The following is a 23,338-nucleotide window of genomic DNA, read 5'->3' on the forward strand; positions in this document are numbered from 1 at the left end:
ACTTCCGTGACTGGCACTCTGCCCGCGAACCCTATAGCTGTTTTGGAAACACGCAAGCAGGGATCGATCACCTATGAGAGAAGACCGCCACAGCCCGTTTCGCGACGCGCAGACCGACCGTTCGACCGCGAGCGAGGTGCCGGATACGCCGCAGACGCGCTCCCCCGCCTATCGCCTTGCCTTTGCCGATGACGAGTTCCTGTGCCGCGATGAGCTGCGCCCGGTGCGCCTGCAGCTGGAACTGCTGAAGCCTGAGATGATCATGAGCGAACGTCAGATCACCTCGACCATCGTCATGTTCGGCGGTGCACGCATCCCGGAACCGTCGCAGAAACACACCGCCCGCACGAAAACGCTGGCTGATTTGTCGGAGTATTATGACGAGGCGCGCGAATTCGCCCGGCTGATGACCGAGAAGTCGAACCAGACCGGCTGCCGCGAGAACGTGATCGTCACCGGTGGCGGCCCTGGCGTGATGGAGGCTGGCAATCGCGGCGCGCAAGATGCAGGCGGTTGTTCCATCGGATTGAACATCGTGTTGCCGCACGAGCAGGCGCCGAATGAATACGTGACGCCCGAGCTCAGCTTCAACTTCCACTATTTCGCCATCCGAAAGATGCACTTCCTGATGCGCGCCCGCGCCATCACCATCTTCCCCGGCGGCTTCGGCACGATGGATGAGCTGTTCGAGTCGCTAACCCTGATCCAGACCGGCCGGATGGACCGCGTGCCCTTCCTGCTGTTTGGCCGTGAATTCTGGGAGAAAGTCATCAACTGGGAAGCGCTGGCAGATGCGGGCACCATCTCGGACGAAGATCTGGACCTGTTCCGCTTTGTCGACACCGCGCAAGAGGCTGTCGACATCATCGAGAATTGGGAACCCGCCCCGCCCCGCGACGACATTCCGGGGCGCTGAGAGATGGCCCCCAAACCCGGAGAGATGCTGCACCTGCGCGGCAATGCCCTGAATGCAGGCGACCCTGTAGCGCTGCCTTTGACCCAAAGCAGCATGTACCACCTGCCAGGCGCGCCGGATGGCCTGCCGACCTATGGCCGCGTCGACAACCCCACATGGGTGCATCTGGAACATGTTCTGGCCCATCTGGAGGGCGCGCCTTGCCTCGTGTTCCCCTCGGGCATGGGGGCGATCTCGGCCGCTTTGTTTGCCGCCATCAAGGCCGGGTCGCGTATCCTGATCCCATCCGACGGCTACTACGTCACCCGCGTGCTGGCGGATCGATTTCTGTCGGGTCTGGGCGTGTCGGTCACCGAACGCCCCACGACCGCGTTTACCGAAGGCGGATTTGACGGGTTCGATGTGGTGTTTGTCGAAAGCCCCTCGAACCCCGGTCTGGATATGATGGACCTGCCCGCGATTGCACAGGCAGTGCGCGCTGCTGGCGGGATCACGATTGCCGACAACACCACCATGACCCCGCTGGGCCAGCGCCCGCTGGATCTGGGCGTGGATGTGGTTGTGGCCTCAGACACTAAGGCGATGGGCGGGCATTCCGACCTGCTGATGGGCCATGTCTCCAGCCGCAATCCGCAGATCATGGAGAGGGTCGAGGAATGGCGCAAAGTCTCGGGCGCGATCCCCGGCCCGCATGAGGCATGGCTGCTGCATCGCGGATTGGAAACGCTGGATGTGCGGTTCGACCGAATGTGCGCCTCGGCGCAGGTACTGGCCGAGCGGCTAGCGGATCACCCTGCGGTGAAAGCCATCCGCTATCCCGGTCTGCCCTCTGACCCCGCGCACGCGCTGGCCAAAGCGCAGACAACGCGGTTCGGGTTTCTGTTGTCGATCACGCTGGACAGTGAAGACAAAGCCGAAACCTTCATCAACGCCTGTCCGATGCTGCGTCCTGCCACGTCCTTTGGGGGCGTCCACAGTTCGGCTGAACGCCGCGCGCGCTGGGGCGACGATGTGGACCCAGCCTTCATCCGACTTTCGGTCGGCTGTGAACCGGTCGAGGAGTTGTGGCAGGCGATAAACGCCAGCCTTAACGCGCTGTGATTACTTCTTGGGCTCGCGCAACTCGGTGAACACATAGATCGGCAGCACGATGCTGGCGATCAACGCCCCCAGCCAGACCAGCAGGGTTGAGGCCAGCAGGTTGGAAATCCCGCCTACAGTCAGGCCGTTTGTGATCAGATCGGTCAGCAACAAGCCGACAAAGGTCACGATCAGCGCGATGCCACCTTTGATCGCAGGCGCGCGCTTTGCCCCCAGTTTCAGGATCAGCGGCTCGGCGATCCATTGAATAAGCGTGAAAACGATCACCACCACAATGAACGAGATCGGTCGGATCGCGAACTCGGGCAATAGGATCGCTGCCAGCAGCAGCCCGATGGCGTTCCCGGCCAGCAGGGCCAGAATGGATTTCAATCGGCGCGTCATGGGGCCTCCGGTCAATCTATAAAAACATGCGTATGTTAGCAGACCTATAGGGATTTGCGAGCGGTTTCAAAAGCCTCTTCCTTTTGGGTCGTTGAAAACGCATGATAAAACCACCCTGTTCCTCCGAGCCGCGAGAGGTGAGATGAGCGACGATCCCTATTCCGCCCTTGGCGTCACCAAAGACGCCAGCGATGCCGAGATCAAAAAAGCCTATCGGCGCATCGCCAAAGACTGCCACCCCGACCTAAAGCCCGGCGATGCCGAGGCCGAGGCCAAGTTTAAAGCCGCAGCTGCCGCTTATGACCTGCTGAAAGACCCCGAAAAGCGCGCGCAGTTTGATCGGGGCGAGATTGACGCTTCGGGTCAGGAACGCGCCCAGCAGCAATACTATCGCGACTATGCCGAAGCCGCCGGAAACCCTTATCGTGGGCGCGCCGCAGACTCGGACGATATGTCAGACATCTTCGCCGAATTCATGCGCGGGCGTGGCGGCTATGGCCAGAGCAGCCAAGGCTTCCACGCGCCGGGGCATAACCGCAGCTACAGCCTGCAGCTCAGCTTTCTAGATGCTGTGTTTGGCGCCAGCCAGAAACTGACATTGCCTGACGGCGACCGGATCGAGGTTAAGATCCCGGCAGGCATTACAGACGGCCAAACCATCCGACTTCGCGGCAAGGGGGATCCCGGGTTTGGCGACGGGCCTGCAGGTGATGCCCTGGTCACCGTGACAGTCGCACCTCATCCGGTGTTTGAACGTCAGGGTGATGACATCCACATTACCCTGCCCATCACCATTGACGAGGCTGTTCTGGGCGGCAAAATCCCCGCGCCAACTATTGACGGCGGCGTCAACGTCAGCGTGCCGCCTGGCACCAGCAGCGGCAAAACCTTGCGGTTGCGGGGCAAAGGGGTCAAAAAACGGGGTTCGGCCGACCGGGGCGACCAACTGATCGAATTGACCGTCGCCATGCCCGACCAGATCGACGATGACCTAAGGGCTTTCATGGAAAATTGGCGCGACACGCACAGCTATGATCCTCGCAAAGGAATGCCGTCATGAACCGCACCTTGACCGAATCCGAAGTGATCGCATCCGTGACCCGCCTGACCTCGGCCCGGTTGACCGAGTATCTGGCCGCCGAAATCGTGATCCCTGAGAACACTGAACAAGGGCTGGTCTACCACAGCCTCGACGTGGCCCGGCTGGAGTTGGCCTGTGAATTGCATGAACAATACGACATGGAGACCGACGCGCTGTCGATGATGATCTCACTTATCGACCAGATGCACGGTTTGCGCGCCGAACTGCGTGAGGTGCTGAGCGCCGTCGAAGCGCAGCCGGAACCAGTCAGGCAAAACCTGATCGATGTGATCGGAATCGCCCGGTTCGGGTCAAAGTAAGGTTCAGTTCTGCACCAAATATTCTTCGGGTACGTAAAAAGTATAATCCCGATCAGCCACAGCCTCGTGGCAATCGTGGCAATAGGCTACGGCGCTTGCGCGATCTCCCATCGTGTCACCGAACACCGACCCGTCCGGCATCACCATGATGTACCGCCAATCCGCCGTATCGGGGCTTACGCCTTCGGCCAGCTTTTCCATTACGAACAATGCGCCGGGATGCGTATTGCCGGTATCCGTGACAGTCATGCTGTCCTTCGCCAACACAGACCCCATGGGCAGTTTTTCGCCCTCAGTCAGAGCGCCATAGTTGTGTGCCATCCGGTTCGCATAGCTGTTCACGAACCGCCGGCCATGTGTCTCAGAGATGTAGGGCGCATCATTGAACAGCGGCCAGCTCTGGTAGTTTCTGATGATTTCCATTTGCGCGGCGGCATATCCCCGCGCCATGCGCTTTTGCAGCGAGCTATAGATGCCGGACGCTTCTTCCTTGGACAGTTCAGCAGGATTTTCGATGGCAAGATGTGCGCTTTCACTCTCGGACTGGGCTGCAGCAGAAACTGCAACCAAACAGCCGACACATAGCCCCGGAAATATGCCGGGGATTCGTCGTATCAATTCCAATAGCATTCTATGGCCCAACCGGTAATTCGTTTCACAGGAACGCAGCACGTCATGTGAGTGGCAAGTGGATAGCGGCCACGCTTAATCTTGCCAAAATGGGTAAAGCTTGCGCTTGGTCAGGCGCTGGTATGTCAGTGCTTCAACCACTCAGGCCAGACAAACATACCAAATTCCGCATACAATAGACAGCGGACGGCGCATTAAATCTGTTCACATATCGCTGAAATATTGCGCTTACTGCCTGTCCAACCCCGCTTCGGCTGCGATTTGCTTGCGAGATTTGCGCGCGCGTTCCGTAGCTGACTTCAGCTGGCCGCAGGCCGCCATAATGTCCTCGCCCCGAGTCTTGCGGATGGGTGAAGCATAGCCCGCCTGATAGATGATATTCGCAAAAGCCCGGATTCGGTTGTTCGAGCTGCGCTTGTACGGCGCGCCGGGCCATTCGTTGAACGGGATCAGGTTGATCTTGGCCGGGATCTTGTGGCGCTTGATATGGTCGATCAACCGGTGCGCGTCAGCGTCGCTGTCATTCACACCATCCAGCATCACGTATTCAAACGTGATCCGTTCGGAATTCGAGACTTTAGGATAGCTGGCCAGCGCCTGAAGCAGTTCCTCAATGTTCCAACGCTTGTTGATGGGGACCAGCACATCGCGGGTCTCATCCGTTGTCGCATGGAAGGAGATTGCCAGCAGGCAGCCGATTTCCTCGGCGGTGCGGGCGATTTCAGGGACAACGCCGGACGTGGACAGGGTGATCCGGCGGCGCGACAGAGAAATCCCTTCGGGGTCCATGGCGATCTTCATCGCGTCGCGGACGTTTTCAAAGTTATAGAGCGGCTCGCCCATGCCCATCAGAACGATGTTCGACAGCAAACGGGTTTCATCCTTGGGCGCACCGGGGGTGGGCCATTCGTCCAGATCATCGCGGGCCATCATTACCTGACCCACGATCTCGGCCGCGGTCAGGTTGCGCACTAGTTTCTGTGTGCCTGTATGGCAGAAAGAACAGGTCAGCGTGCAGCCCACTTGCGAGGAAATACACAGCGTGCCGCGATCCTCCTCGGGGATATAGACCACCTCGACCTCATGCCCGCCGGCGATGCGGCACAGGTATTTTCGGGTGCCGTCCTCGGACACTTGCCGCGTCACGACCTCGGGGATTTCGATGACGAAATTCTCGGCCAGTTGGGCACGATAGGCTTTGGCAAGGTTCGTCATATCCGCAAAGTCGCGCTTGCCCCATTGATAGATCCACTGCCAGATCTGACCGGTGCGCATCTTGGCCTGCTTTTCCGGCGTGCCATGTTCGATCAAAGCCGCACGCATCTGGTCGCGGGTCAAGCCGACAAGGTTCACCTTTCCCTCGGGCAGTTTGCGAGGGAGGGTCAGGACGTCTTGAGTGATCGGCGCTTTGGGCGACATGGGGCTATCTCGGCAGATTCTGGCTTGGGATGCGCCTCTATATAGGACCTAGCGCAAAGATCAAAAGAAATCGTCGCGTTTAATTCGCGTAGCGCAGCAATTCGTCCACACGTGCCCGGCCCAACTCTACCCGACAGGCGGTAATGCCAATGCCGGTACCTGACCCACCGCCGAACGACGCGCCAACAGCCTCGCATTGAGCATCGCGGTAAGCCAGCCACGCGGTCTGAGCGCTGTCCAACGCGGGCACTGCCACAACACGTCCGGTAACATCATCCAGTTCTTTGGTCGACTGCATGGCGATGTCGTAACTTGCATCTATCGCCTGATTGACGCGGTCCTCCATCGCGCCCACGCATGCGCCGATCTCTACCTGAGACCCAGCATCCAGACATTCTAGTGCTGGATCGGCACTGGCAGCGGAGGACAGAAACAAAATCAAAAATGCAAAGCGCATCAGGCAGCTCCCTGTTGGTTGCCCAATACTAGCACAGGCCCGGGTTCATCCCAAAGCTACGAAGCCCCAGGCACGACGACATGGCCGTGCCACGATGGGACCCGCATGCGTCAAATGCCCGGTGGCAGGATATTGCAATCCGTTGCGTCCAGCGTTTGAACCGGATCATCCGGCCCGCATTGCTCGCCCGTGACCGGATATGTATCGGCCTCTTTCTCGCAGGCACTCAGGATAAGGGCGGCCATCATCAAGACGGTGGTGAGTGATTTCGTTGGCATTTCGGGCTCCTTCACTAGTTCAGAGCCTTATACATGCAGATATTTGCATTCATTTCTTTGACCGGAATCAAGTTCTGAATACGGGTGCCGCCTCCAGAACGCTGCACAATGCCTTGTCACAAAGCAAAAACCCCGCCGAACTGGCGGGGCAGCGGTCAGGCAAATGCCCAGTTTAGCTAGTGCAGCGCTTTTCCGCGTCTTCAATCGCCGCAGTGAACCCCAGCAATGAGAACGTGTCCTTGGTCTGCGTGCCACGCTCAGAGCGCGCAGTCAGTACAGCCTCGGTCCCGCGTTTCATCGCGGCAACAACCTTCAGGTCTTCGCCTTCGGTCGCAGGCCACGCCCATTCGCCTTCGGTGATCAGCTCGAACTTGGTGCCATCGACATCAAGACTCACGGTTGACCCTGCCGCGAAGGGATAGCCACCCGTAAAGGTAACCTGACCTTTAACCTCGGCGTTGGGGCGGTAGAACACGAACAGCAAAATATCACTGCGGCGCACCGAGACTACGCGACCGCCACGGGTATTCACTGTCTCTTTAGGTGCAGAAACGCTCCAGCACTCGGTTGGGTCGTCTTCGACGAAAACGCTCCAATCGGTTTTGGCAGCCACCCTGTTGGTGCTTGTTGCCTGTTGAGCGGTTGCAGTTGTGGCCAGCCCCGCCACGCAAAGGCCCGCGATCACGCGGACAAGCTTTGATCCCATCGTCCAGCCTCCTAGCTCGACTATTACCTCATACCCACCATCGTCGCGTGCGAACCCTGCCTGGTTCGTCTGTAAGTTGCGTCTTCTGGTGTTTGCCGACATACACACTGTAACGCAGGTTTCGCCACAGGCGAAAGGGCGATTGGCAGAATTTTGCGCATGTTTAGGAGGGTTCGCATGACACAAGCCGTACCAATGACAGAACTGTGGCGTGGACCCCTGTTGGAAAGCCTACATCTTGGGCATGCGGTGATCTGCGACGATACCGGCCAGATCGTTCAAAGTTGGGGGGACCCGAACGCTGTGATCTATCCGCGATCCTCGGCCAAGATGATTCAGGGGCTGCCGCTGATCACCTCGGGTGCTGCGGCAAAATACGGGCTGAATTCGGAACACTTGGCGCTGGCCTGCGCCTCGCATAGCGGTGCACATATCCACACGGATCGCGTCTCGGCCTGGTTGGACCATCTGGGTCTGGCGGAACCCGATCTTCGCTGCGGCCCGCAAGAGCCACAGGACATGGCTGCGCGCGACGGGTTAATTTTGGCCGACGACACGCCCTGTCAGATTCACAACAACTGCTCAGGCAAGCATTGCGGGTTTCTGACCGTTGCTCAGCATATGGGCGCCGGACCGGAATATCTGGAAATCGACCACCCCGTACAACAGGCCTGCCTATCCGCTCTTGAGGAAACAACGGGCGAGACCAGCCCTGCCTATGGGATCGACGGCTGCTCGGCCCCGAACTTTGCGACCTCGCTGGTCGGGTTGGCGCGTTCGATGGCGTGGTTTGCCAGCGCCTCGGATCGGTCAGATCGGGCCAGCGACGCGGCGCAACAGCTGACGGCCGCAATGATGAAACACCCCGAGCTGGTCGCCGGTGAAACCCGCGCCTGCACCGAACTGATGCGCGCCATGGGTGGTCGCGTTGCCATCAAAACCGGTGCCGAGGCTGTGTTCATCGCAATCCTACCCGAAAAACGCATGGGCGTGGCATTGAAGATCACCGACGGCACCACCCGCGCCAGCGAATGCGCCATTGCCGCGATTCTGGTCAGCTTGGGCGTGCTGGAGGCCGACCACCCGGCCACCCGCAAATTTCTGAACGCCACGCAATACAGCCGTCGAGGGCTGGAATGCGGCGTGATCAAACCCGCGCCGGGGTTCCCCAGCTAAAGGCTACATCTCAATCTCGTGAATCTCGGCCACTTCGACCGAGCCGGACCCGTTGACAACCATCGGGCAACCCTTGGCCATCTCGGTCGCAGCATCCATGCTTTCGGCTTTGACAACTGTAAAGCCCGAGGCCGGATTGGCGCCGCCATTGTCAACAACACCGCTGCTGCTGACGGTGTAAGACTGGCCAACCGGGTTTCCGGGGATGTCCAGTGCCTCGCCCATTCCGCCAAACCAAGCGCCCCAGGCGGCCATGGTCGCTTCGATTTCAGCGGGGTCGGTCGGGGTATGACCACCGTGATAGACAAATAGAAACTGTGGCATTTATTTCCTCCCTTATGCCTTCGTGATGAAAAACTAGGCCAGCTGTGCGGCCAGCTTGTTCAGCGTCGACGTCCAGCCTTTGTTGTGGTTCGCTGCGATTTCGTCATCGCCCAACTCGCGGTGGTCGATGATCAACTTTGCACCCTCTTCTGCTGCCTCGACCACCAACATCACATGGCTTTCGGCTCCGCGCTGGTCCTGATCGTCATGCCAGCCCCATGTGAACCCAACCGATTTGGGCGGATCGACATGCGTCACATGACCCGAAACCTTAAACCGCTGCCCTTCGCCATTTTGCATCACCGAATACCACGGACCCGTGCGAGAGAAATCCAGGTTGTGCTCGGGCACATGCATCCCTTCGGGTCCCCACCACTGCAGAAGCTTGTCGGGGGTGCTGATCCACGCATACAGATCGTCCGGTGCAAGCGGGTAAGCGCGCTCCAGTTTCAAATCGGCCATGAGGTCTCCTTTTCGATTGCATCACCCAGACGGTCCAGGCTGCCTTCCCAGAATTGACGTTTCGAGATGGTCCACTCCGCAATCGCGCGCAGCCCCTCGGGGCGGATCGAATACATCCGCTGGCTGCCCTGCACGCGCTGATTTATCAGCCCCGCCTCGCGCAGCAGTTTCAAATGGCGCGAGATCGCGGCGCCGGACATGCCGCGTCCTTCGATCAGGTCTCCGGCAGGTAATTCTCCATCCTGCATAAGCTGCTCGACGATGGAAAATCGCGTTGCGTCAGACAACGCGGAAAATGTGGTCAGAAGAGTGTTCATGACCATTGTTTAACATTTTTGTTAAATAAAAGAAAGCCGCGCTGTGTTAACCGGCCGCAAACTCAGATCGTGCATAGCCCTGCAGGAACAACAAAGCCGAAAGATCTCCGTGGTTTACCCGCACCTGACACTGTCCCGCGACCGAGGGCTTGGCGTGCAGCGCCACCCCGGTTCCAGCCCGGCCCAGCATACCCAGATCATTCGCGCCATCGCCCACGGCGATCACATCCGATTCGGACAGACCCAACCGCGCAGTGATCTGTTCCAAAGCATCCACCTTGGCCTGACGACCCAGGATGGGACGCCCGACATCACCGGTCAGCTTGCCGCCCTCGGCAAGCAGCGTGTTGGCGCGGTTCTCATCAAAGCCCAGTTCGGCCCCAACCTTGGACGTAAAGGCCGTGAACCCGCCCGACACTAACGCGGCATAACCCCCATTCGCCCGCATGGTCCCAACAAGTTCCTTGCCACCGGGCATCAGGGTAATTCGCTCGGCCAGCACCTTGTCGATCACGGCCTCGTCCAAACCTTTCAGCAACCCGACACGCTCGGTCAGAGCGCCCTCGAAATCCAGCTCGCCGTTCATGGCCCGCGCGGTGATGTCCTTGACGCGCTCGCCAACGCCCGCCTCATCGGCCAGTTCGTCGATGCATTCCTGCTGAATCATGGTGCTGTCCATATCGGCCAGCAGCATCTTCTTGCGGCGACCGTCGGCGGGTTGGACCACCAGATCGACACCCATGTTCTGCAAATCAGCCCACACGCCCCACTGATTATCCGGCAAGGCCGCCAGCGAAAACTCTGCGGCTTCATCCGGGCTCAACCACTGCACATCTCCGCCGCCCCAAGCATTGCGCAGGGAGTCGACCAACGCCTGATCAAACGTGTTCTTCTCGGGGTAGGTCAAAAGGGTGGCAACGTACATCTTCAATCTCCGGCAAGCTCACCTGCGAGATATCGCAGGTGCAGCATTTTCGCCAGAGGACAGATGCGCCCTAGCCCAGAATACCCGGCAACCGCAGCCCATGCGCACGGGCGCAATCCTTCGCCGCCTCATACCCGGCATCCGCATGACGCCACACGCCCGAGGCCGGATCGTTCCACAACACCCGCTCTAACCGCCGCGCGGCGTCCTCGGTCCCGTCAGCGCAGATCACCACACCCGCGTGCTGACTGAAGCCCATGCCAACGCCGCCGCCATGATGCAGCGACACCCATGTCGCCCCGCTGGCCGTATTGATCAACGCATTCAGCAAAGGCCAGTCACTGACCGCATCCGAGCCATCCAGCATCGCCTCGGTCTCGCGGTTCGGGCTGGCGACCGAGCCGCTGTCCAAGTGATCCCGCCCGATCACTATAGGGGCCCTTAGTTCACCATTGGCCACCATCTCATTGAAGGCCAGCCCAGCACGATGCCGATCCCCAAGCCCGATCCAGCAGATGCGCGCGGGCAAACCCTGAAACGCGATGCGGTCCTGCGCCATGTCGAGCCAGCGATGCAGGTGCTCGTTCTCGGGGAACAGCTCTTTCATCTTGGCGTCGGTTTTGTAGATATCTTCCGGGTCGCCGGACAGGGCGCACCAGCGGAACGGGCCGATCCCTTTGCAGAACAGCGGGCGTATGTAGGCAGGGACAAAACCGGGGAAAGCAAAGGCGTTTTCCAGCCCTTCATCCTGCGCCACCTGGCGGATGTTGTTGCCGTAATCCAGTGTCGGCACGCCTGCATTCCAGAAATCAACCATGGCCGCCACATGCTGTTTCATCGACGCACGTGCGGCTTTTTCCACCGACTTAGGCTCTGTTTCGCGCTTTTCCCGCCACTGTGCCATGGACCAGCCGATAGGCAGGTATCCATTGATCGGGTCATGGGCGCTGGTCTGATCGGTAACGATATCGGGGCGCATGCCCCCCTCGGCCATGCGACGGTAGATCTCGGGGAAAACCTCGGCGGCATTGCCCAGCAGTCCTACGGACTTCGCCTCGCCGGCTGTGGTCCAGCGGTCGATCATCTCAAGCGCTTCGTCCAGCGTCTCGGCCTTTTCATCCAGGTATTTGGTGCGCAGGCGGAAGTCGATGCTGTCGGGGTTGCATTCCACCGCCAGACAGCAGACCCCGGCAAAGACGGCCGCCAGAGGCTGCGCACCGCCCATACCACCCAAGCCGCCGGTTAGAATCCATTTGCCGGTCAGGTCGCCGCCATAGTGCTGACGCCCGGCCTCAGCAAAGGTCTCATAGGTGCCCTGAACGATGCCCTGCGTGCCGATATAGATCCACGAACCGGCCGTCATCTGGCCGTACATCATCAGGCCCTTCTTATCGAGTTCGTTGAAGTGATCCCAGTTGGCCCAATGCGGCACGATGTTGGAATTGGCGATCAGAACGCGCGGTGCATCCTTGTGGGTGCGGATGATGGCCACGGGCTTGCCAGACTGGACAATCAGAGTCTCGTCCTCTTCCAGATCCTTCAAACCCTCTACAATAGTGTCGAAATCCTGCCATGTACGTGCGGCGCGACCAATCCCGCCATAAACCACCAACTCATGCGGGTTCTCGGCTACGTCCGGGTGCAGGTTGTTCATCAGCATCCGCAAAGGCGCTTCGGTCATCCAGCTTTTGGCGTTCAGCTCTGGCCCAGTCGGCGGATAGATATCTCGCGTGTTCTTACGGGGATCGTTCATGGCGTAAGCTCCAATACTGTGTCTTGGATGGCATCCAGAATATCGCGCAACCACGGGCGCAGACGGTCGGCCTTCGCAGTGTCATAGCGCCACGGCGCGCGCTCGGCGGTTAGGTACGCGGACTGCGCAATTTCCATTTGAATGGCGTGTACACATTCGCTCGGTCGACCGTAGTGCCGAGTGGTCCACCCGCCGCGAAAACGTCCGTTCAAAACGGTGCTATACGGCGACGAATCCGCAAATTCGTACGCAACAGCCTCGATTTCCGGCGCGCAGGTCGTTCCGCCGTCTGTTCCAATGTTCAAGTCTGGCAGAACACCGTCAAACAGGAACGGAATGCGACTGCGGATCGAATGGCAATCAAACAAGACCGCCACGCCATGTTTAGCCCTGACGCGATCCAGCTCTGCTGCAAGCGCCACGTGGTACGGCGCGTGATATGCGCTGCACCTTTTCTGGACCTCATCGGCTGAGGGCACCTGACCGGCTTGCCAGATCGGCTGACCGTCAAAACCCGTCTCGGGCACGAGCGTTGTCGTATTCTGCCCAGGATAAAGCGAGGCACCTTCGGGATCGCGATTTGCATCAACGACATAGCGGTGAATATGAGATTGCACCACGGTCGCGGCCGGCAATAGCCCATCATAGAGCCTGTTGATGTGCCAATCCGTATCTGTCAGCACAGCGCCTGCTGCGTTCAATCGCCCAGCTATTTCGTTCGGAACAAACGTCCCGCCGTGCGGTTGGCCTAGCACAACCGGGCTGTCACCTTGTTGGACACCAACGACCTGCATCAGCGCAACTCTGGCATCGGGTTGCCAGCCGCCTTCAGAATGTCACCGCGCGCTACCAGTGCTTTCGCTGTCTCAAGGTCTGGCGCCATATAGCGATCCTGATCCAATGTAGGCACCTCGCGGCGTAGTCGGTTGATGACTTGCTGCAGCGGGGCGCTGGTCGCCAACGGCGCGCGAAACTCGACGCCCTGCGCGGCGCACAACAATTCTACCCCAAGGATGTTGGTCAGGTTTTCGACCATCCGTCCCAACCGCCGCGCCCCATGCGCAGCCATCGAAACGTGATCTTCCTGATTTGCAGAGGTCGGCGTGCTGTCGGTGACGCATGGGTTGGCAAGATGCTTGTTCTCGCTCATCAATGCGGCAGTGGTGACTTCGGCGATCATAAGGCCCGAGTTCAAGCCCGGATCGGGTGTCAGGAAGGGTGGCAGATCAAAGCTCAGCGCAGGGTCCACCATGAGGGCGATCCTGCGCTGCGCGATCGCGCCGATCTCGGACAGCGCCAACGCGATCATGTCAGCGGCAAATCCAACGGGTTCAGCGTGGAAATTCCCGCCCGAGACTATCGCATCTTCAAGAACCAACGGGTTGTCAGTGGCGGCATTTGCCTCGATTTCCAAAGTCGCGGCGGCCTGACGTATGACGTCCATCGCCGCCCCCGTGACCTGTGGCTGGCATCTGATGCAATAGGGATCCTGCACACGACTGTCTCCGTCGCGATGACTTTCGCGAATCTCTGACCCGGCCAGCACAGCGCGCATGGCGCTGGCGGCTTCGGTCTGGCCGCGATGTCCGCGCAGGGAGTGGATTTCGGGTCGCAAAGGGGCCGTAGATCCCATGATCGCATCAGTGGACAAAGCCGAAATGACGAGCGCAGTTTGCGCCGCTTGCCAGGCTTCGAACATGCCCGCCAAAGCGTAGGCTGTCGAAAACTGAGTGCCGTTGATCAAGGCCAACCCCTCTTTTGGGCCCAGCGCAACAGGTTCTAACCCTGCCGCTTTCAACGCGTCACGCCCCGGCATCATCTTGCCGTTCCAGTCGGCCTCACCCTCGCCAATCAGGACTGCCGCCATATGGGCCAATGGTGCCAGATCACCAGACGCGCCGACCGACCCCTGCGCCGGAACGACCGGGATAACATCGTGTGCCAGCATGTCTTGCAACAGCGCAATCAGTTGCCATCGAACGCCCGACGCGCCGCGGCCGAAGGACAGCAGTTTCAGCGACATCATAAGCCGAACGGTACGGCGCGGGACAGACGGCCCAACACCGCAACAATGGCTGAGGATCAGGTTGCGCTGCAAAACCGCAGTATCCTTGGGGGCGATCTTGTGGCTGGCCAGCTTCCCGAACCCGGTGTTGACGCCATAGACGGCCACGTCGCCCTCGGCGGCGTGCTGAACGCGCTGTGATGCGCGCTGCACGGCAGTTTCGCAGGCAGGGTCCAGTCGCACAGATGGCTGATTCCAGTAGATCTTGGCCAATTCCGAAAGGGTTACGCCTCCGGGTGTTACGGTGAGGTGCGCCATCACATCCCTCCGAAGATTCGCTGGTGGAGGGGATTGAACCCGATCCGATACGCCAGTTCAGCCGGGTGCCGCACATCCCAGACAGCCAGATCCGCCCGTTTGCCCACAGTGATTTCGCCCGTGTCCTGCAAGCCAAGCACACGCGCCGCATTCCGGGTCACACCAGCCAGCGCCTCTTCGGGCGTCAGGCGGAACATGGTGCACCCCATATTCATCGTCAGCAACAAAGACGTCAGCGGAGACGACCCCGGATTGCAATCTGTCGCCAATGCCATCGGCACGGATTTGTCTCGCAGTCTGTTCACGGGCGGAACCTGAGTTTCGCGTAGCGTGTAAAACGCGCCCGGCAAAAGCACGGCTACCGTGCCCGCCTCCGCCATGGCCGCGACACCGTCCTCATCCAGATATTCCACATGATCAGCCGACAGTGCTCCGTAACTGGCAGCTAATCTGGCCCCGCCAAGATTGGACAGTTGTTCAGCATGCAGCTTAACCGGCAGACCAAGAGATTGCGCCTCATCAAAGACAAGCGCCATCTGGGCGGGGGTGAAGGCAATGCCCTCACAGAAACCGTCAACCGCATCCACGAGCCCTTCGGCGTGGGCTGCGTGCAGGGTCGGGATACAAACCTCGGTCAAATAGTCTTTGGGGCGGGACTTGTACTCGGGCGGAACAGCATGCGCGCCAAGAAAGGTGGTCTTCACGCGCATCGGGCGCAGTTTTTCTATTTTTTGTGCAACCCGAAGCATTTTCAGTTCGGTTTCTACGTCCAACCCGTATCCCGATTTCACCTCGACACAGCTGACACCTTCAGACACCAAAGCATCAGCACGGGTCAAAGCGTCGGACAACAGCGCCTCTTCGGATGCCGCGCGGGTGGCGCTGACGGTCGACAGAATGCCCCCTCCGGCGCGTGCGATCTGTTCATACGATGCACCGTTCAACCGCATCTCGAATTCAGCCGCCCTGTTGCCCCCGAACACCAGATGCGTATGCGCGTCGATCAAGGCCGGGGTCACCAGCCTTTCACCATAATCCGTGGCCTCCCAACCCGAGAATCGCTCAGGCAACTCTTTTTTCGATCCGACCCAGACAATTCGACCACCCTCGATCGCGATCGCTGCGTCCACGCACAAACCGTAGGGCTCCCGGTCGCACTCCATGGTTGCGACATTTCCCGCAAAAATGACCATATTTGTCATCATCGAAGCTCTTTTCGGTTTCCGTGGTTGTTTATTTTTAAGTATACTTATAAAAATTTAAAGTCTATACAAATTGGATATGCCATGACGATCCACGCGAAGACAGCCTTGTTGGGAACGGGATGGGCTAAGAACATACGAGTCCACGTTCGGAATCGCCGGATATCCGGACTTGAAACCAGCGCGGCAGTCTTTGGGGATACCTGCGTCGACCTTTTGCTGCCGGCGCCGGGAAACCTGCATAGCCATGCGTTTCAACGCGCCATGGCCGGCATGACCGAAACCCGAGCGGCAGGGCGTGAAAGCTTTTGGACCTGGCGCACCTTGATGTATCGATTTCTCGACAGGCTGACGCCCGATCAAATCCAGGCCATAGCTGCGCTGACGTATGTGGAGATGCAAGAGGCCGGCTTTGCCGCAGTTGGTGAGTTCCACTATGTCCATCACCAGCCCGGCGGGCAGCCCTATGACACGCTGTCCGAACTGAGCCAACGAATCTTTGCCGCAGCGGATCAAACCGGGATCGGCTTGACACACCTGCCGGTCCTTTATTCCTACGGGGGCGTACAACAACAGGCTTTAGAGGGCGGGCAGTTGCGATTTGGGAACAGCTTGGACCGCTATTGTGACCTGACCGAAGAGTGCCGCACGATCCTGCCGCATGCAGACAGCAGGATCGGTGTTGCGCCTCATTCGCTGAGGGCGACCTCGCCCGGTGACCTGAAACAGCTGATGCAACTGGACCCAACTGGCCCGGTCCACATCCACATCGCTGAACAGGTACAAGAGGTTACCGATGTCGAGGCCGCATTAGGCCAACGCCCTGTGGCTTGGCTGTTGGACAATATGGATGTCGACCAAAGATGGTGTCTGATCCACGCCACCCACATGACCGATGCCGAAACCCGCATGCTGGCGCGATCCGGGGCTGTAGCAGGGCTGTGTCCGATAACCGAGGCGAACCTTGGCGACGGTATTTTCAACGGCTCCGCCTTTATCAACGAAGGGGGTCGGTTTGGTGTTGGTTCCGACTCTAACATCAGAATTTCACTGCCCGCAGAACTGCGAACGTTGGAGTATTCGCAACGCTTGCGCGACCGCGAACGCGCTGTTCTGGTTCGCGGAGAAGGGTCCGTGGGCCATGCGCTTTATACAGGCGCCACCAGCGGAGCAGCGCAGGCGTTGGATCGGGATTCTGGTTCGATAGCCATTGGTAAGTTGGCCGATCTTGTGGCCTTCGATCGCTCCCATCCGTCCTTATGGCCGCTGACGGATGATCAGGTACTGGACGGGCTGTGTTTTGCGGGCCCCGATGGGTTGGTCACGGATCTTTGGTCCGCCGGGCGGCACATGGTGCGCGAAGGCCGCCATGTCGCACGCGACCGCATTGTAGATACCTACCGCGCTGCGATTGCCGAGCTGCTGACTGACGTCTAAAACGAATCCCTGAAAGCAGGACGCACATGACCCAGACATCCGAGACCACCAGCTACAAGGACATCAAGAGAACGGTCCTGTCTCGTATTCGGTCCGGGGATTGGGGGCCGGATTCTCTGCTGCCCAACGAACAGGATCTGGCCGCCGAGTTTTCATGCACCCGCACCACAGTGAACCGCGCCCTGCGCGAACTGGCCGACGAAGGATATCTTGAGCGTCGTCGCAAAGCAGGCACACGGGTTCTGAGCGCCCCTCAGAGGCAAGCCAGATTTACCATTCCGATGGTCCGAGACGAGGTTGAGGCCCTTGGCGGGACCTATCGCTATGCGTTGGTCTCTTCGGCTCGGGAAAACGCGCCCGACTGGCTGGCGGCCCGGCTGGCATTGCGTACGGGGCAACCGGTGATGCATGTCAGGTGCATGCACTTTTCGGGCAACACGCCATTTCAATACGAAGACCGTTGGATCGTCGTCGATAGCGTTCCGCAAGTGATGCAAGCGGATTTCTCGCAGATCGGACCGAATGAATGGCTGATCCAGACAGTACCTTTCACAAATGTCGAACTGACGTTCCTGGCCAGCCGTGCCGACGCAATGGTTGCCGGATTTCTGGACGTTCCTGAAGGCGAGCCCGTTTTCACCGGTGAGCGCATCACTTGGCTGGAAGGCCAGCCTGTAACTTTCGCCAAGATGTATTTCGCGGCCGGCTACCGCATGACGACGCAGTTCTGATTTCGTCACGAATTGGCTTTACCGTCCTGCCGATCCGCGCCAGATTTCCACGAAATTGATCTGGCGAAAGGAACATCTGTCATGAGCAACCCGCTTTACGATCGCTTGTTCGGCATTCACGCGGGCAAAGACACACCGTTCCTGCATCTTCCGAACGGTCAGACTGTGACTCATGCCGATTTTCTGGACATGTCAGCCCGGCTGGCCAATGCGCTGATCGGGTATGAGCTTGAGCCCGGCGACCGTGTGGCTGTTCAGGTCGAAAAATCCCCCGAGGCGCTGGCGCTGTACGCCGCCTGCGCGCAGGCCGGACTGATCTTTTTGCCTCTCAATACCGGCTACACCACGGCTGAGCTGCAATATTTCATCGAAAACAGCGAAGCCGCGCTAGTGGTTTGCGATGACGCGAAATCCAAGGGTCTGGCCCCCATTGCCACTGCCCAAAACGCCCGGCTGGAAACACTGAACGCCGATGGATCGGGCAGTTTCATGCGACGCGCGCTTGGGATGCTGCCCGCGTTTGAACCCGTGCGCCGGTCCGAGGAAGATCTGGCCGCCTTACTGTATACCTCAGGGACAACCGGGCGCTCCAAGGGAGCGATGCTGTCGCAGGCCAACCTGCTGTCGAACGCGGAAACGCTGGTGCGGGAATGGCGGTTCAGCGCAGATGATGTGCTGCTGCACGCCTTGCCGACTTTCCACACGCACGGGCTGTTTGTGGCGACGAATGTTGTGCTGGCTTCGGGCGGGTCGATGATCTTTCTGCCCAAGTTCGATCTGGATGACATGATGCGCCTGATGCCGCAGGCGACGTCAATGATGGGGGTGCCGACCTTCTACACCCGCCTGTTGGGGGATGATCGGTTCACCGGTGATCTGGCCCGGCATATGCGGCTGTTCATCTCGGGCTCAGCCCCGTTGCTGGCGGAAACCCATGAACGGTTCGAAACCCGTACCGGCCACCGCATTCTTGAACGATACGGCATGACCGAGACCAACATGAACACCTCAAACCCCTATGACGGTGAGCGCCGCGCCGGTACTGTCGGTTTCCCCCTGCCCGATGTCGAATTGAAAGTGACCGACCCCGACAGCGGCGAGACCCTGCCGCTGGGTGAGATCGGCATGATCGAAGTGCGCGGCCCAAACGTGTTTCAGGGCTATTGGCAAATGCCCGAGAAAACCGCCGCCGAACTGCGCGAGGATGGGTTTTTCATCACCGGCGATCTGGGGCGCGTGGACGAGGATGGCTATGTCCATATCGTCGGGCGCGGCAAAGATCTGATCATCTCGGGCGGGTTCAACATCTATCCCAAGGAACTTGAGATGCTACTGGACGACCAGCCCCGTGTTCTGGAAAGCGCCGTGATCGGCGTGCCGCACCCGGATTTCGGCGAAACCCCCGTGGGCCTGCTGGTGGCGGAACCAGGCGCGACTCTTGATCTGGACGCGATCATGGCCCGTGCGCAGGCCGAACTGGCCCGTTTCAAACATCCTCGCAAGCTGATCGTTCTGGACGGGCTGCCGCGTAACACGATGGGAAAGGTGCAGAAAAACGCCCTGCGCGAGCGTTTCGCCGAGCTGTTTACCTAAGCGGCACGCGTCCGGTTGGGGTCAAAAGCCAGCACTTACGCCCCTCGAACACCGCCGTGGCCAAGGGACGGCCATAGCCTGCGCCCGCATCCAAATTGACCCGGTTGCCGCAATGCTCGGCCTGATCGACAGGCGTGTGGCCATGGACAATCAGCCACGGATGCGGCGCGGCTTCGATCAGGAATTCGTTGCGGATCCAGATCAGGTCATTCTCGGATTGCTGCTCCAGCGGAAGGCTCGGTCGGATACCCGCGTGAACGAACAGCATTTCGCCCTCTTGGTGATAGTTCGGCAGAGCATTGAGGAAATCCAGATGCTGCGGTGGAACAGTCTCGACCGCGCGTTGATGGACATGGATGATGCGGTCATTGTCGGTGACATCCACACCGTAAGAGGCCAATGTCTCGCGCCCGCCCAAACGCGGATGCAACCAACCGAGCGTGACCGGCAAGTGGCTGTCCGCGACCTCGCAATCCTGCACGAACCGCGCCATCATCCGGTCGTGATTGCCCCGGACCATGACCCAGTTACGCCCCGCACGCTGACCTTCGATCAACAGGTCAAGAACGCCGCGACTGCTCGGCCCGCGATCCACGTAATCGCCCAGAAACACGACCCGCGCATCCGGACCTCCATCCTGTTCGATCCGGCGCAGGGCGGTTTGCAGCATCTCAAGCTGACCGTGAATATCGCCAATGGCGTAGATGGGGGACGTCATAAAAAAACCTCGGGTCCAAAATTCACTTTGCTTGTGACGGGAAAACCGCCCATGGCAAAGAAAATTCCCGCGCCTTGGACGGCGCGGGCTGGGATTGTCTCAGAATTTCAACACAGACGGTCAGGAGACGTCGAATTTTAGCGGTTTGATTTGCGTGAACAGCCCTGTCTCAGCCAGTTTGGCTCGAGCCTCTACCGGAACGGGTTCATCCACATATAGCAGCGCGATCGCCTCGCCCCCGGCCTCAGACCGACCAAGGGTAAAGTTCGCGATATTGACATCGTTCTCGCCCATCGTCTGACCCAGCGCACCGATGATGCCCGGCACGTCTTCGTTGGTGGTATAGAGCATATGCGCCCCGACCTCGGCGTCGATATTGATGCCCTTAATCTGGATGAAACGCGGCTTGCCATCGCTGAACACCGTGCCACCGATCGAACGCTCCCGCTTATCAGTAACAACAGTGACCTTGATATAGCCTTCGAACGCGCCGGATTTGTCCTGATTGGTGGTCGAGATATTGATACCACGCTCTTTCGCGATCACGGGGGCAGACACCATGTTCACATCAGGATTGACCTTTTTCATGATCCCCGCAACGGCGGCACAATTAAGCGCTGCAAGGTTCATCTCGGCTGCGACCCCATCATAAAGAATGTTGATCGCTTTTATCGGTTCATCGGTCATCTGGCCGATGAAGCTGCCCAGATGACCGGCCAGCTTGATCCACGGCCCCATGACTTTGGCTTCCTCAGCAGTCACGCTGGGCATGTTCAGCGCGTTCTCAACAGCCCCGGTCAGTAGGTAGTTCGAGATCTGCTCGGCCACCTGCAGCGCCACGTTTTCCTGCGCCTCGGTCGTGGCAGCACCCAGATGTGGTGTGCAGACGACGTTGGGCAGGTTGAACAGAGCGTTTTCCTTGGCCGGTTCCTCGCTGAACACGTCAAAGGCCGCACCGGCCACATGGCCCGATTGCAGCATCTCGGCCAGCGCGTCTTCATCGACCAGACCACCACGGGCACAGTTGACGATGCGCACGCCCGGCTTGGTTTTCGCCAGATTCTCGCGGCTCAGGATGTTGCGCGTCTGATCGGTCAGCGGCACGTGCAGGGTGATGAAATCGGCACGTGCCAGCAATTCGTCCAGCTCGACCTTTTCGACGCCCATCTTTGCGGCTTTCTCTTCGCCCAGGAACGGGTCATACGCGACGACCTTCATCTTCAGGCCCAGCGCGCGCTCACAAACGATGCCGCCAATGTTGCCTGCACCAATGACACCGAGGGTCTTGTTGGTCAGCTCAATCCCCATGAATTTGGACTTTTCCCACTTGCCGGCGTGGGTCGAGGCGCTGGCTTCGGGGATTTGCCGCGCCACGGCGAACATCATCGCAATAGCGTGTTCGGCGGTGGTGATCATGTTGCCGAACGGCGTGTTCATCACGATCACGCCTTTTTTCGAGGCCGCTTCCTTGTCGACATTGTCTGTGCCAATCCCGGCGCGACCGATCACTTTAAGATTGTCGGCTTTCTCCAACAGGGTCGGCGTGACCTTGGTGGCCGAGCGGATGGCAAGGCCGTCATACTGACCGATCACCTCGGCCAGCTTGTCTTTGTCCTTGCCCAGATCGGGCATGAAATCCACATCAATGCCGCGATCGCGGAAAATCTGCACGGCGGTTTCGCTGAGCTTGTCAGATACGAGTACTTTGGGGGCCATTTCTCTGGTCCTTGAATATAGGGAGATGTCCGGGCCACAGGCGGGCCCAGATTTTTCGTCGAAAAATCTTGTCAGGCGGCTGCCGATTGCGTAGCGATCTCGGCCTCAAAGGCCCAGGCCAGCCAGGGCAGCATGGCCTGAATATCCGCGGTCTCAACCGTGCCGCCGCACCAGATGCGCAGGCCCGCAGGGGCATCGCGATAGGCACCTATGTCCAGCGCAATATTCTCGGCTTCCAGCCGTTTGGCCACGGCCTTGGCAAAGGTCGCGCCATCCTGAATGCGAGGATCGGTGAATTTCAGGCAGACGGACGTGTTCGATTGCGTCGCCACATCCTCGGCCAGATTGGCGATCCAGTCGTTCTGGTCACAAAACGCATGCACCGCACCGGCATTGGCATCGGCGCGGGCGATCAGGCCCTGCAAGCCACCCACCGAACGCGCCCAGTCCAGCGCGAACAGGTAATCCTCGACCGCCAGCATCGAGGGCGTGTTGATCGTGGCCCCGGTGAAAATGCCATCAATCAGCTTGCCGCTTTTGGTCAGGCGGAAAATCTTGGGCAGCGGCCATGCGGGGGTGTAGCTTTCCAGTCGCTCCACCGCACGCGGGCTGAGGATCAGCATGCCATGCGCTGCTTCACCACCCAGTACCTTTTGCCAGCTAAACGTAGTCACATCCAGCTTGTCCCACGGCAGGTCCATCGCAAAGGCAGCCGAGGTTGCATCACAGATCGTCAGACCCTGACGGTCATCCGCGATCCAGTCGCCATTGGGTACTCGCACGCCCGAGGTCGTGCCGTTCCACGTAAACACCACATCGTTGACGAAATCGACCGTGGCCAGATCGACGATCTGTCCGTACTCCGCCGTTTTCACCTCGGCGTCGATTTTCAGTTGCTTGACCACGTCGGTGACCCAACCGGCACCAAAGCTTTCCCACGCCAGCATCTCGACGTTGCGTTCGCCCAGCAGCGACCACAGCGCCATCTCGACCGCGCCGGTGTCCGATGCGGGAACGATGCCGATTTTGTAATCCGCCGGAATACCCAGCACCTCGCGCGTGCCTTCGATGGCCGCTTTCAGCTTGTCCTTGCCCACGGCAGCACGGTGCGACCGGCCCAGCGCGGCATCGGCCAACTTGTTCAGATCAAATGTGGGGGGTTTGGCGCAGGGGCCCGAGGAAAAACGCGGATTCGCCGGCCGCGTAGCCGGTTGTTCAATGCTCATGTGTATTACCCTTCCAGATACACGCCCCTCGTTGGGGAGGGGTGTCCCGCCGCCACACCTAGAAACCCCTCGGCAGTGCAGCAAGCAGAAAAGACGTTTGAATGCCGAAAAACGACATCACTTTTCGCTCCGCACACGGTCAT

General features: G+C 59.4%; 25 protein-coding genes. 8 read left to right on the forward strand and 17 right to left on the reverse strand.

Going from position 1 to position 23,338, the window contains the following annotated elements; translation table 11 throughout:
* Nucleotides 1–73 precede the first annotated feature (73 nt).
* Together AC2FF7_RS11120 and AC2FF7_RS11125 are read left to right on the forward strand one after the other, a co-directional pair.
* Nucleotides 74–916 (forward strand): LOG family protein, encoded by an 843-nt coding sequence (locus tag AC2FF7_RS11120; protein WP_170754657.1) that lies wholly within the window; start codon nucleotides 74–76, stop codon nucleotides 914–916.
* A gap of 3 nt (nucleotides 917–919) precedes the next feature.
* On the forward strand, nucleotides 920–2,017 hold the full coding sequence (locus AC2FF7_RS11125; protein ID WP_480866547.1) for a cystathionine gamma-lyase: 1,098 nt from the start codon (nucleotides 920–922) through the stop codon (nucleotides 2,015–2,017).
* Here AC2FF7_RS11125 and AC2FF7_RS11130 read toward each other — a convergent pair whose 3' ends face one another.
* On the reverse strand, nucleotides 2,018–2,401 hold the full coding sequence (locus AC2FF7_RS11130; RefSeq protein ID WP_170355445.1) for a hypothetical protein: 384 nt from the start codon (nucleotides 2,399–2,401) through the stop codon (nucleotides 2,018–2,020).
* A gap of 142 nt (nucleotides 2,402–2,543) precedes the next feature.
* On the opposite strand from AC2FF7_RS11130, the gene AC2FF7_RS11135 reads away from it, so the two are divergent.
* Nucleotides 2,544–3,461, forward strand: a complete 918-nt coding sequence (locus tag AC2FF7_RS11135) for a DnaJ C-terminal domain-containing protein (protein WP_480866549.1) — start codon at nucleotides 2,544–2,546, stop codon at nucleotides 3,459–3,461.
* Complete coding sequence (locus tag AC2FF7_RS11140) at nucleotides 3,458–3,802, forward strand: hypothetical protein (RefSeq protein ID WP_170754661.1); 345 nt, start codon at nucleotides 3,458–3,460, stop codon at nucleotides 3,800–3,802. The genes AC2FF7_RS11135 and AC2FF7_RS11140 overlap by 4 nt, the downstream gene beginning before the upstream one ends.
* A 3-nt stretch (nucleotides 3,803–3,805) precedes the next feature.
* Here AC2FF7_RS11140 and AC2FF7_RS11145 read toward each other — a convergent pair whose 3' ends face one another.
* The 5 genes from AC2FF7_RS11145 to AC2FF7_RS11165 all read right to left on the reverse strand — a co-directional run bounded on the left by AC2FF7_RS11145 (nucleotide 3,806) and on the right by AC2FF7_RS11165 (nucleotide 7,292).
* Entirely contained in the window at nucleotides 3,806–4,432 is a 627-nt protein-coding gene (locus AC2FF7_RS11145; RefSeq protein ID WP_480866551.1) for a cytochrome P460 family protein, read from the reverse strand.
* A gap of 228 nt (nucleotides 4,433–4,660) precedes the next feature.
* Nucleotides 4,661–5,851, reverse strand: coding sequence for a dual-specificity RNA methyltransferase RlmN (gene rlmN / locus AC2FF7_RS11150; RefSeq protein WP_353394159.1), 1,191 nt, complete (start codon nucleotides 5,849–5,851; stop codon nucleotides 4,661–4,663).
* 79 nt (nucleotides 5,852–5,930) lie between these two features.
* Nucleotides 5,931–6,308 (reverse strand): lysozyme inhibitor LprI family protein, encoded by a 378-nt coding sequence (locus AC2FF7_RS11155; protein WP_496905642.1) that lies wholly within the window; start codon nucleotides 6,306–6,308, stop codon nucleotides 5,931–5,933.
* A 110-nt stretch (nucleotides 6,309–6,418) separates the two neighbouring features.
* On the reverse strand, nucleotides 6,419–6,586 hold the full coding sequence (locus AC2FF7_RS11160) for a hypothetical protein (RefSeq protein ID WP_480866555.1): 168 nt from the start codon (nucleotides 6,584–6,586) through the stop codon (nucleotides 6,419–6,421).
* Nucleotides 6,587–6,758: 172 nt separating this feature from the next.
* Nucleotides 6,759–7,292 (reverse strand): invasion associated locus B family protein, encoded by a 534-nt coding sequence (locus AC2FF7_RS11165; protein ID WP_170754671.1) that lies wholly within the window; start codon nucleotides 7,290–7,292, stop codon nucleotides 6,759–6,761.
* 177 nt (nucleotides 7,293–7,469) lie between these two features.
* Here AC2FF7_RS11165 and AC2FF7_RS11170 point away from each other — a divergent pair, with 177 nt between their 5' ends.
* Nucleotides 7,470–8,468, forward strand: coding sequence for an asparaginase (locus tag AC2FF7_RS11170; RefSeq protein ID WP_480866557.1), 999 nt, complete (start codon nucleotides 7,470–7,472; stop codon nucleotides 8,466–8,468).
* 3 nt (nucleotides 8,469–8,471) lie between these two features.
* Here the strand turns inward: AC2FF7_RS11170 and AC2FF7_RS11175 are convergent, their stop codons facing one another.
* The 8 genes from AC2FF7_RS11175 to hutI all read right to left on the reverse strand — a co-directional run bounded on the left by AC2FF7_RS11175 (nucleotide 8,472) and on the right by hutI (nucleotide 15,777).
* Nucleotides 8,472–8,792 carry a YciI family protein gene (locus AC2FF7_RS11175; protein ID WP_480505175.1) on the reverse strand — a complete coding sequence of 107 codons (321 nt, stop codon included), beginning with the start codon at nucleotides 8,790–8,792 and terminating at the stop codon, nucleotides 8,472–8,474.
* A 33-nt stretch (nucleotides 8,793–8,825) separates the two neighbouring features.
* Entirely contained in the window at nucleotides 8,826–9,254 is a 429-nt protein-coding gene (locus tag AC2FF7_RS11180) for an SRPBCC family protein (RefSeq protein ID WP_496905643.1), read from the reverse strand.
* Nucleotides 9,242–9,571 (reverse strand): ArsR/SmtB family transcription factor, encoded by a 330-nt coding sequence (locus tag AC2FF7_RS11185; protein ID WP_480866559.1) that lies wholly within the window; start codon nucleotides 9,569–9,571, stop codon nucleotides 9,242–9,244. Before AC2FF7_RS11185 ends, AC2FF7_RS11180 begins: the two co-directional genes overlap by 13 nt.
* A 46-nt stretch (nucleotides 9,572–9,617) precedes the next feature.
* Nucleotides 9,618–10,496 (reverse strand): phosphoserine phosphatase SerB, encoded by an 879-nt coding sequence (gene serB, locus AC2FF7_RS11190; protein ID WP_496905644.1) that lies wholly within the window; start codon nucleotides 10,494–10,496, stop codon nucleotides 9,618–9,620.
* Nucleotides 10,497–10,566: 70 nt separating this feature from the next.
* A complete protein-coding gene (gene hutU / locus AC2FF7_RS11195; RefSeq protein ID WP_480866562.1) occupies nucleotides 10,567–12,249 on the reverse strand; it encodes a urocanate hydratase in 1,683 nt (560 codons plus the stop codon).
* On the reverse strand, nucleotides 12,246–13,043 hold the full coding sequence (hutG, locus tag AC2FF7_RS11200; protein WP_480866563.1) for an N-formylglutamate deformylase: 798 nt from the start codon (nucleotides 13,041–13,043) through the stop codon (nucleotides 12,246–12,248). The genes hutU and hutG overlap by 4 nt, the downstream gene beginning before the upstream one ends.
* On the reverse strand, nucleotides 13,043–14,572 hold the full coding sequence (hutH, locus tag AC2FF7_RS11205) for a histidine ammonia-lyase (RefSeq protein WP_496905645.1): 1,530 nt from the start codon (nucleotides 14,570–14,572) through the stop codon (nucleotides 13,043–13,045). The genes hutG and hutH overlap by 1 nt, the downstream gene beginning before the upstream one ends.
* On the reverse strand, nucleotides 14,572–15,777 hold the full coding sequence (gene hutI, locus AC2FF7_RS11210; RefSeq protein WP_496905646.1) for an imidazolonepropionase: 1,206 nt from the start codon (nucleotides 15,775–15,777) through the stop codon (nucleotides 14,572–14,574). The genes hutH and hutI overlap by 1 nt, the downstream gene beginning before the upstream one ends.
* An 81-nt stretch (nucleotides 15,778–15,858) precedes the next feature.
* Here hutI and AC2FF7_RS11215 point away from each other — a divergent pair, with 81 nt between their 5' ends.
* From AC2FF7_RS11215 to AC2FF7_RS11225, 3 genes are all read left to right on the forward strand, one after another.
* Nucleotides 15,859–17,211 carry a formimidoylglutamate deiminase gene (locus AC2FF7_RS11215; protein ID WP_496905647.1) on the forward strand — a complete coding sequence of 451 codons (1,353 nt, stop codon included), beginning with the start codon at nucleotides 15,859–15,861 and terminating at the stop codon, nucleotides 17,209–17,211.
* Nucleotides 17,212–17,237: 26 nt separating this feature from the next.
* Nucleotides 17,238–17,942 (forward strand): histidine utilization transcriptional repressor HutC, encoded by a 705-nt coding sequence (gene hutC, locus AC2FF7_RS11220; protein ID WP_170754690.1) that lies wholly within the window; start codon nucleotides 17,238–17,240, stop codon nucleotides 17,940–17,942.
* Nucleotides 17,943–18,023: 81 nt separating this feature from the next.
* Nucleotides 18,024–19,535, forward strand: a complete 1,512-nt coding sequence (locus AC2FF7_RS11225; protein WP_480866572.1) for a malonate--CoA ligase — start codon at nucleotides 18,024–18,026, stop codon at nucleotides 19,533–19,535.
* Here the strand turns inward: AC2FF7_RS11225 and AC2FF7_RS11230 are convergent.
* The 3 genes from AC2FF7_RS11230 to AC2FF7_RS11240 all read right to left on the reverse strand — a co-directional run bounded on the left by AC2FF7_RS11230 (nucleotide 19,528) and on the right by AC2FF7_RS11240 (nucleotide 23,195).
* Entirely contained in the window at nucleotides 19,528–20,253 is a 726-nt protein-coding gene (locus AC2FF7_RS11230) for a metallophosphoesterase family protein (protein WP_496905648.1), read from the reverse strand. The genes AC2FF7_RS11225 and AC2FF7_RS11230 overlap by 8 nt on opposite strands.
* Before the next feature lie 120 nt (nucleotides 20,254–20,373).
* Nucleotides 20,374–21,969, reverse strand: a complete 1,596-nt coding sequence (gene serA, locus AC2FF7_RS11235) for a phosphoglycerate dehydrogenase (RefSeq protein WP_496905649.1) — start codon at nucleotides 21,967–21,969, stop codon at nucleotides 20,374–20,376.
* Nucleotides 21,970–22,040: 71 nt separating this feature from the next.
* Nucleotides 22,041–23,195, reverse strand: coding sequence for a phosphoserine transaminase (locus tag AC2FF7_RS11240; RefSeq protein ID WP_480866577.1), 1,155 nt, complete (start codon nucleotides 23,193–23,195; stop codon nucleotides 22,041–22,043).
* Nucleotides 23,196–23,338 lie beyond the last annotated feature (143 nt).

Source organism: Ruegeria sp. YTSC325 (genome assembly GCF_059609525.1).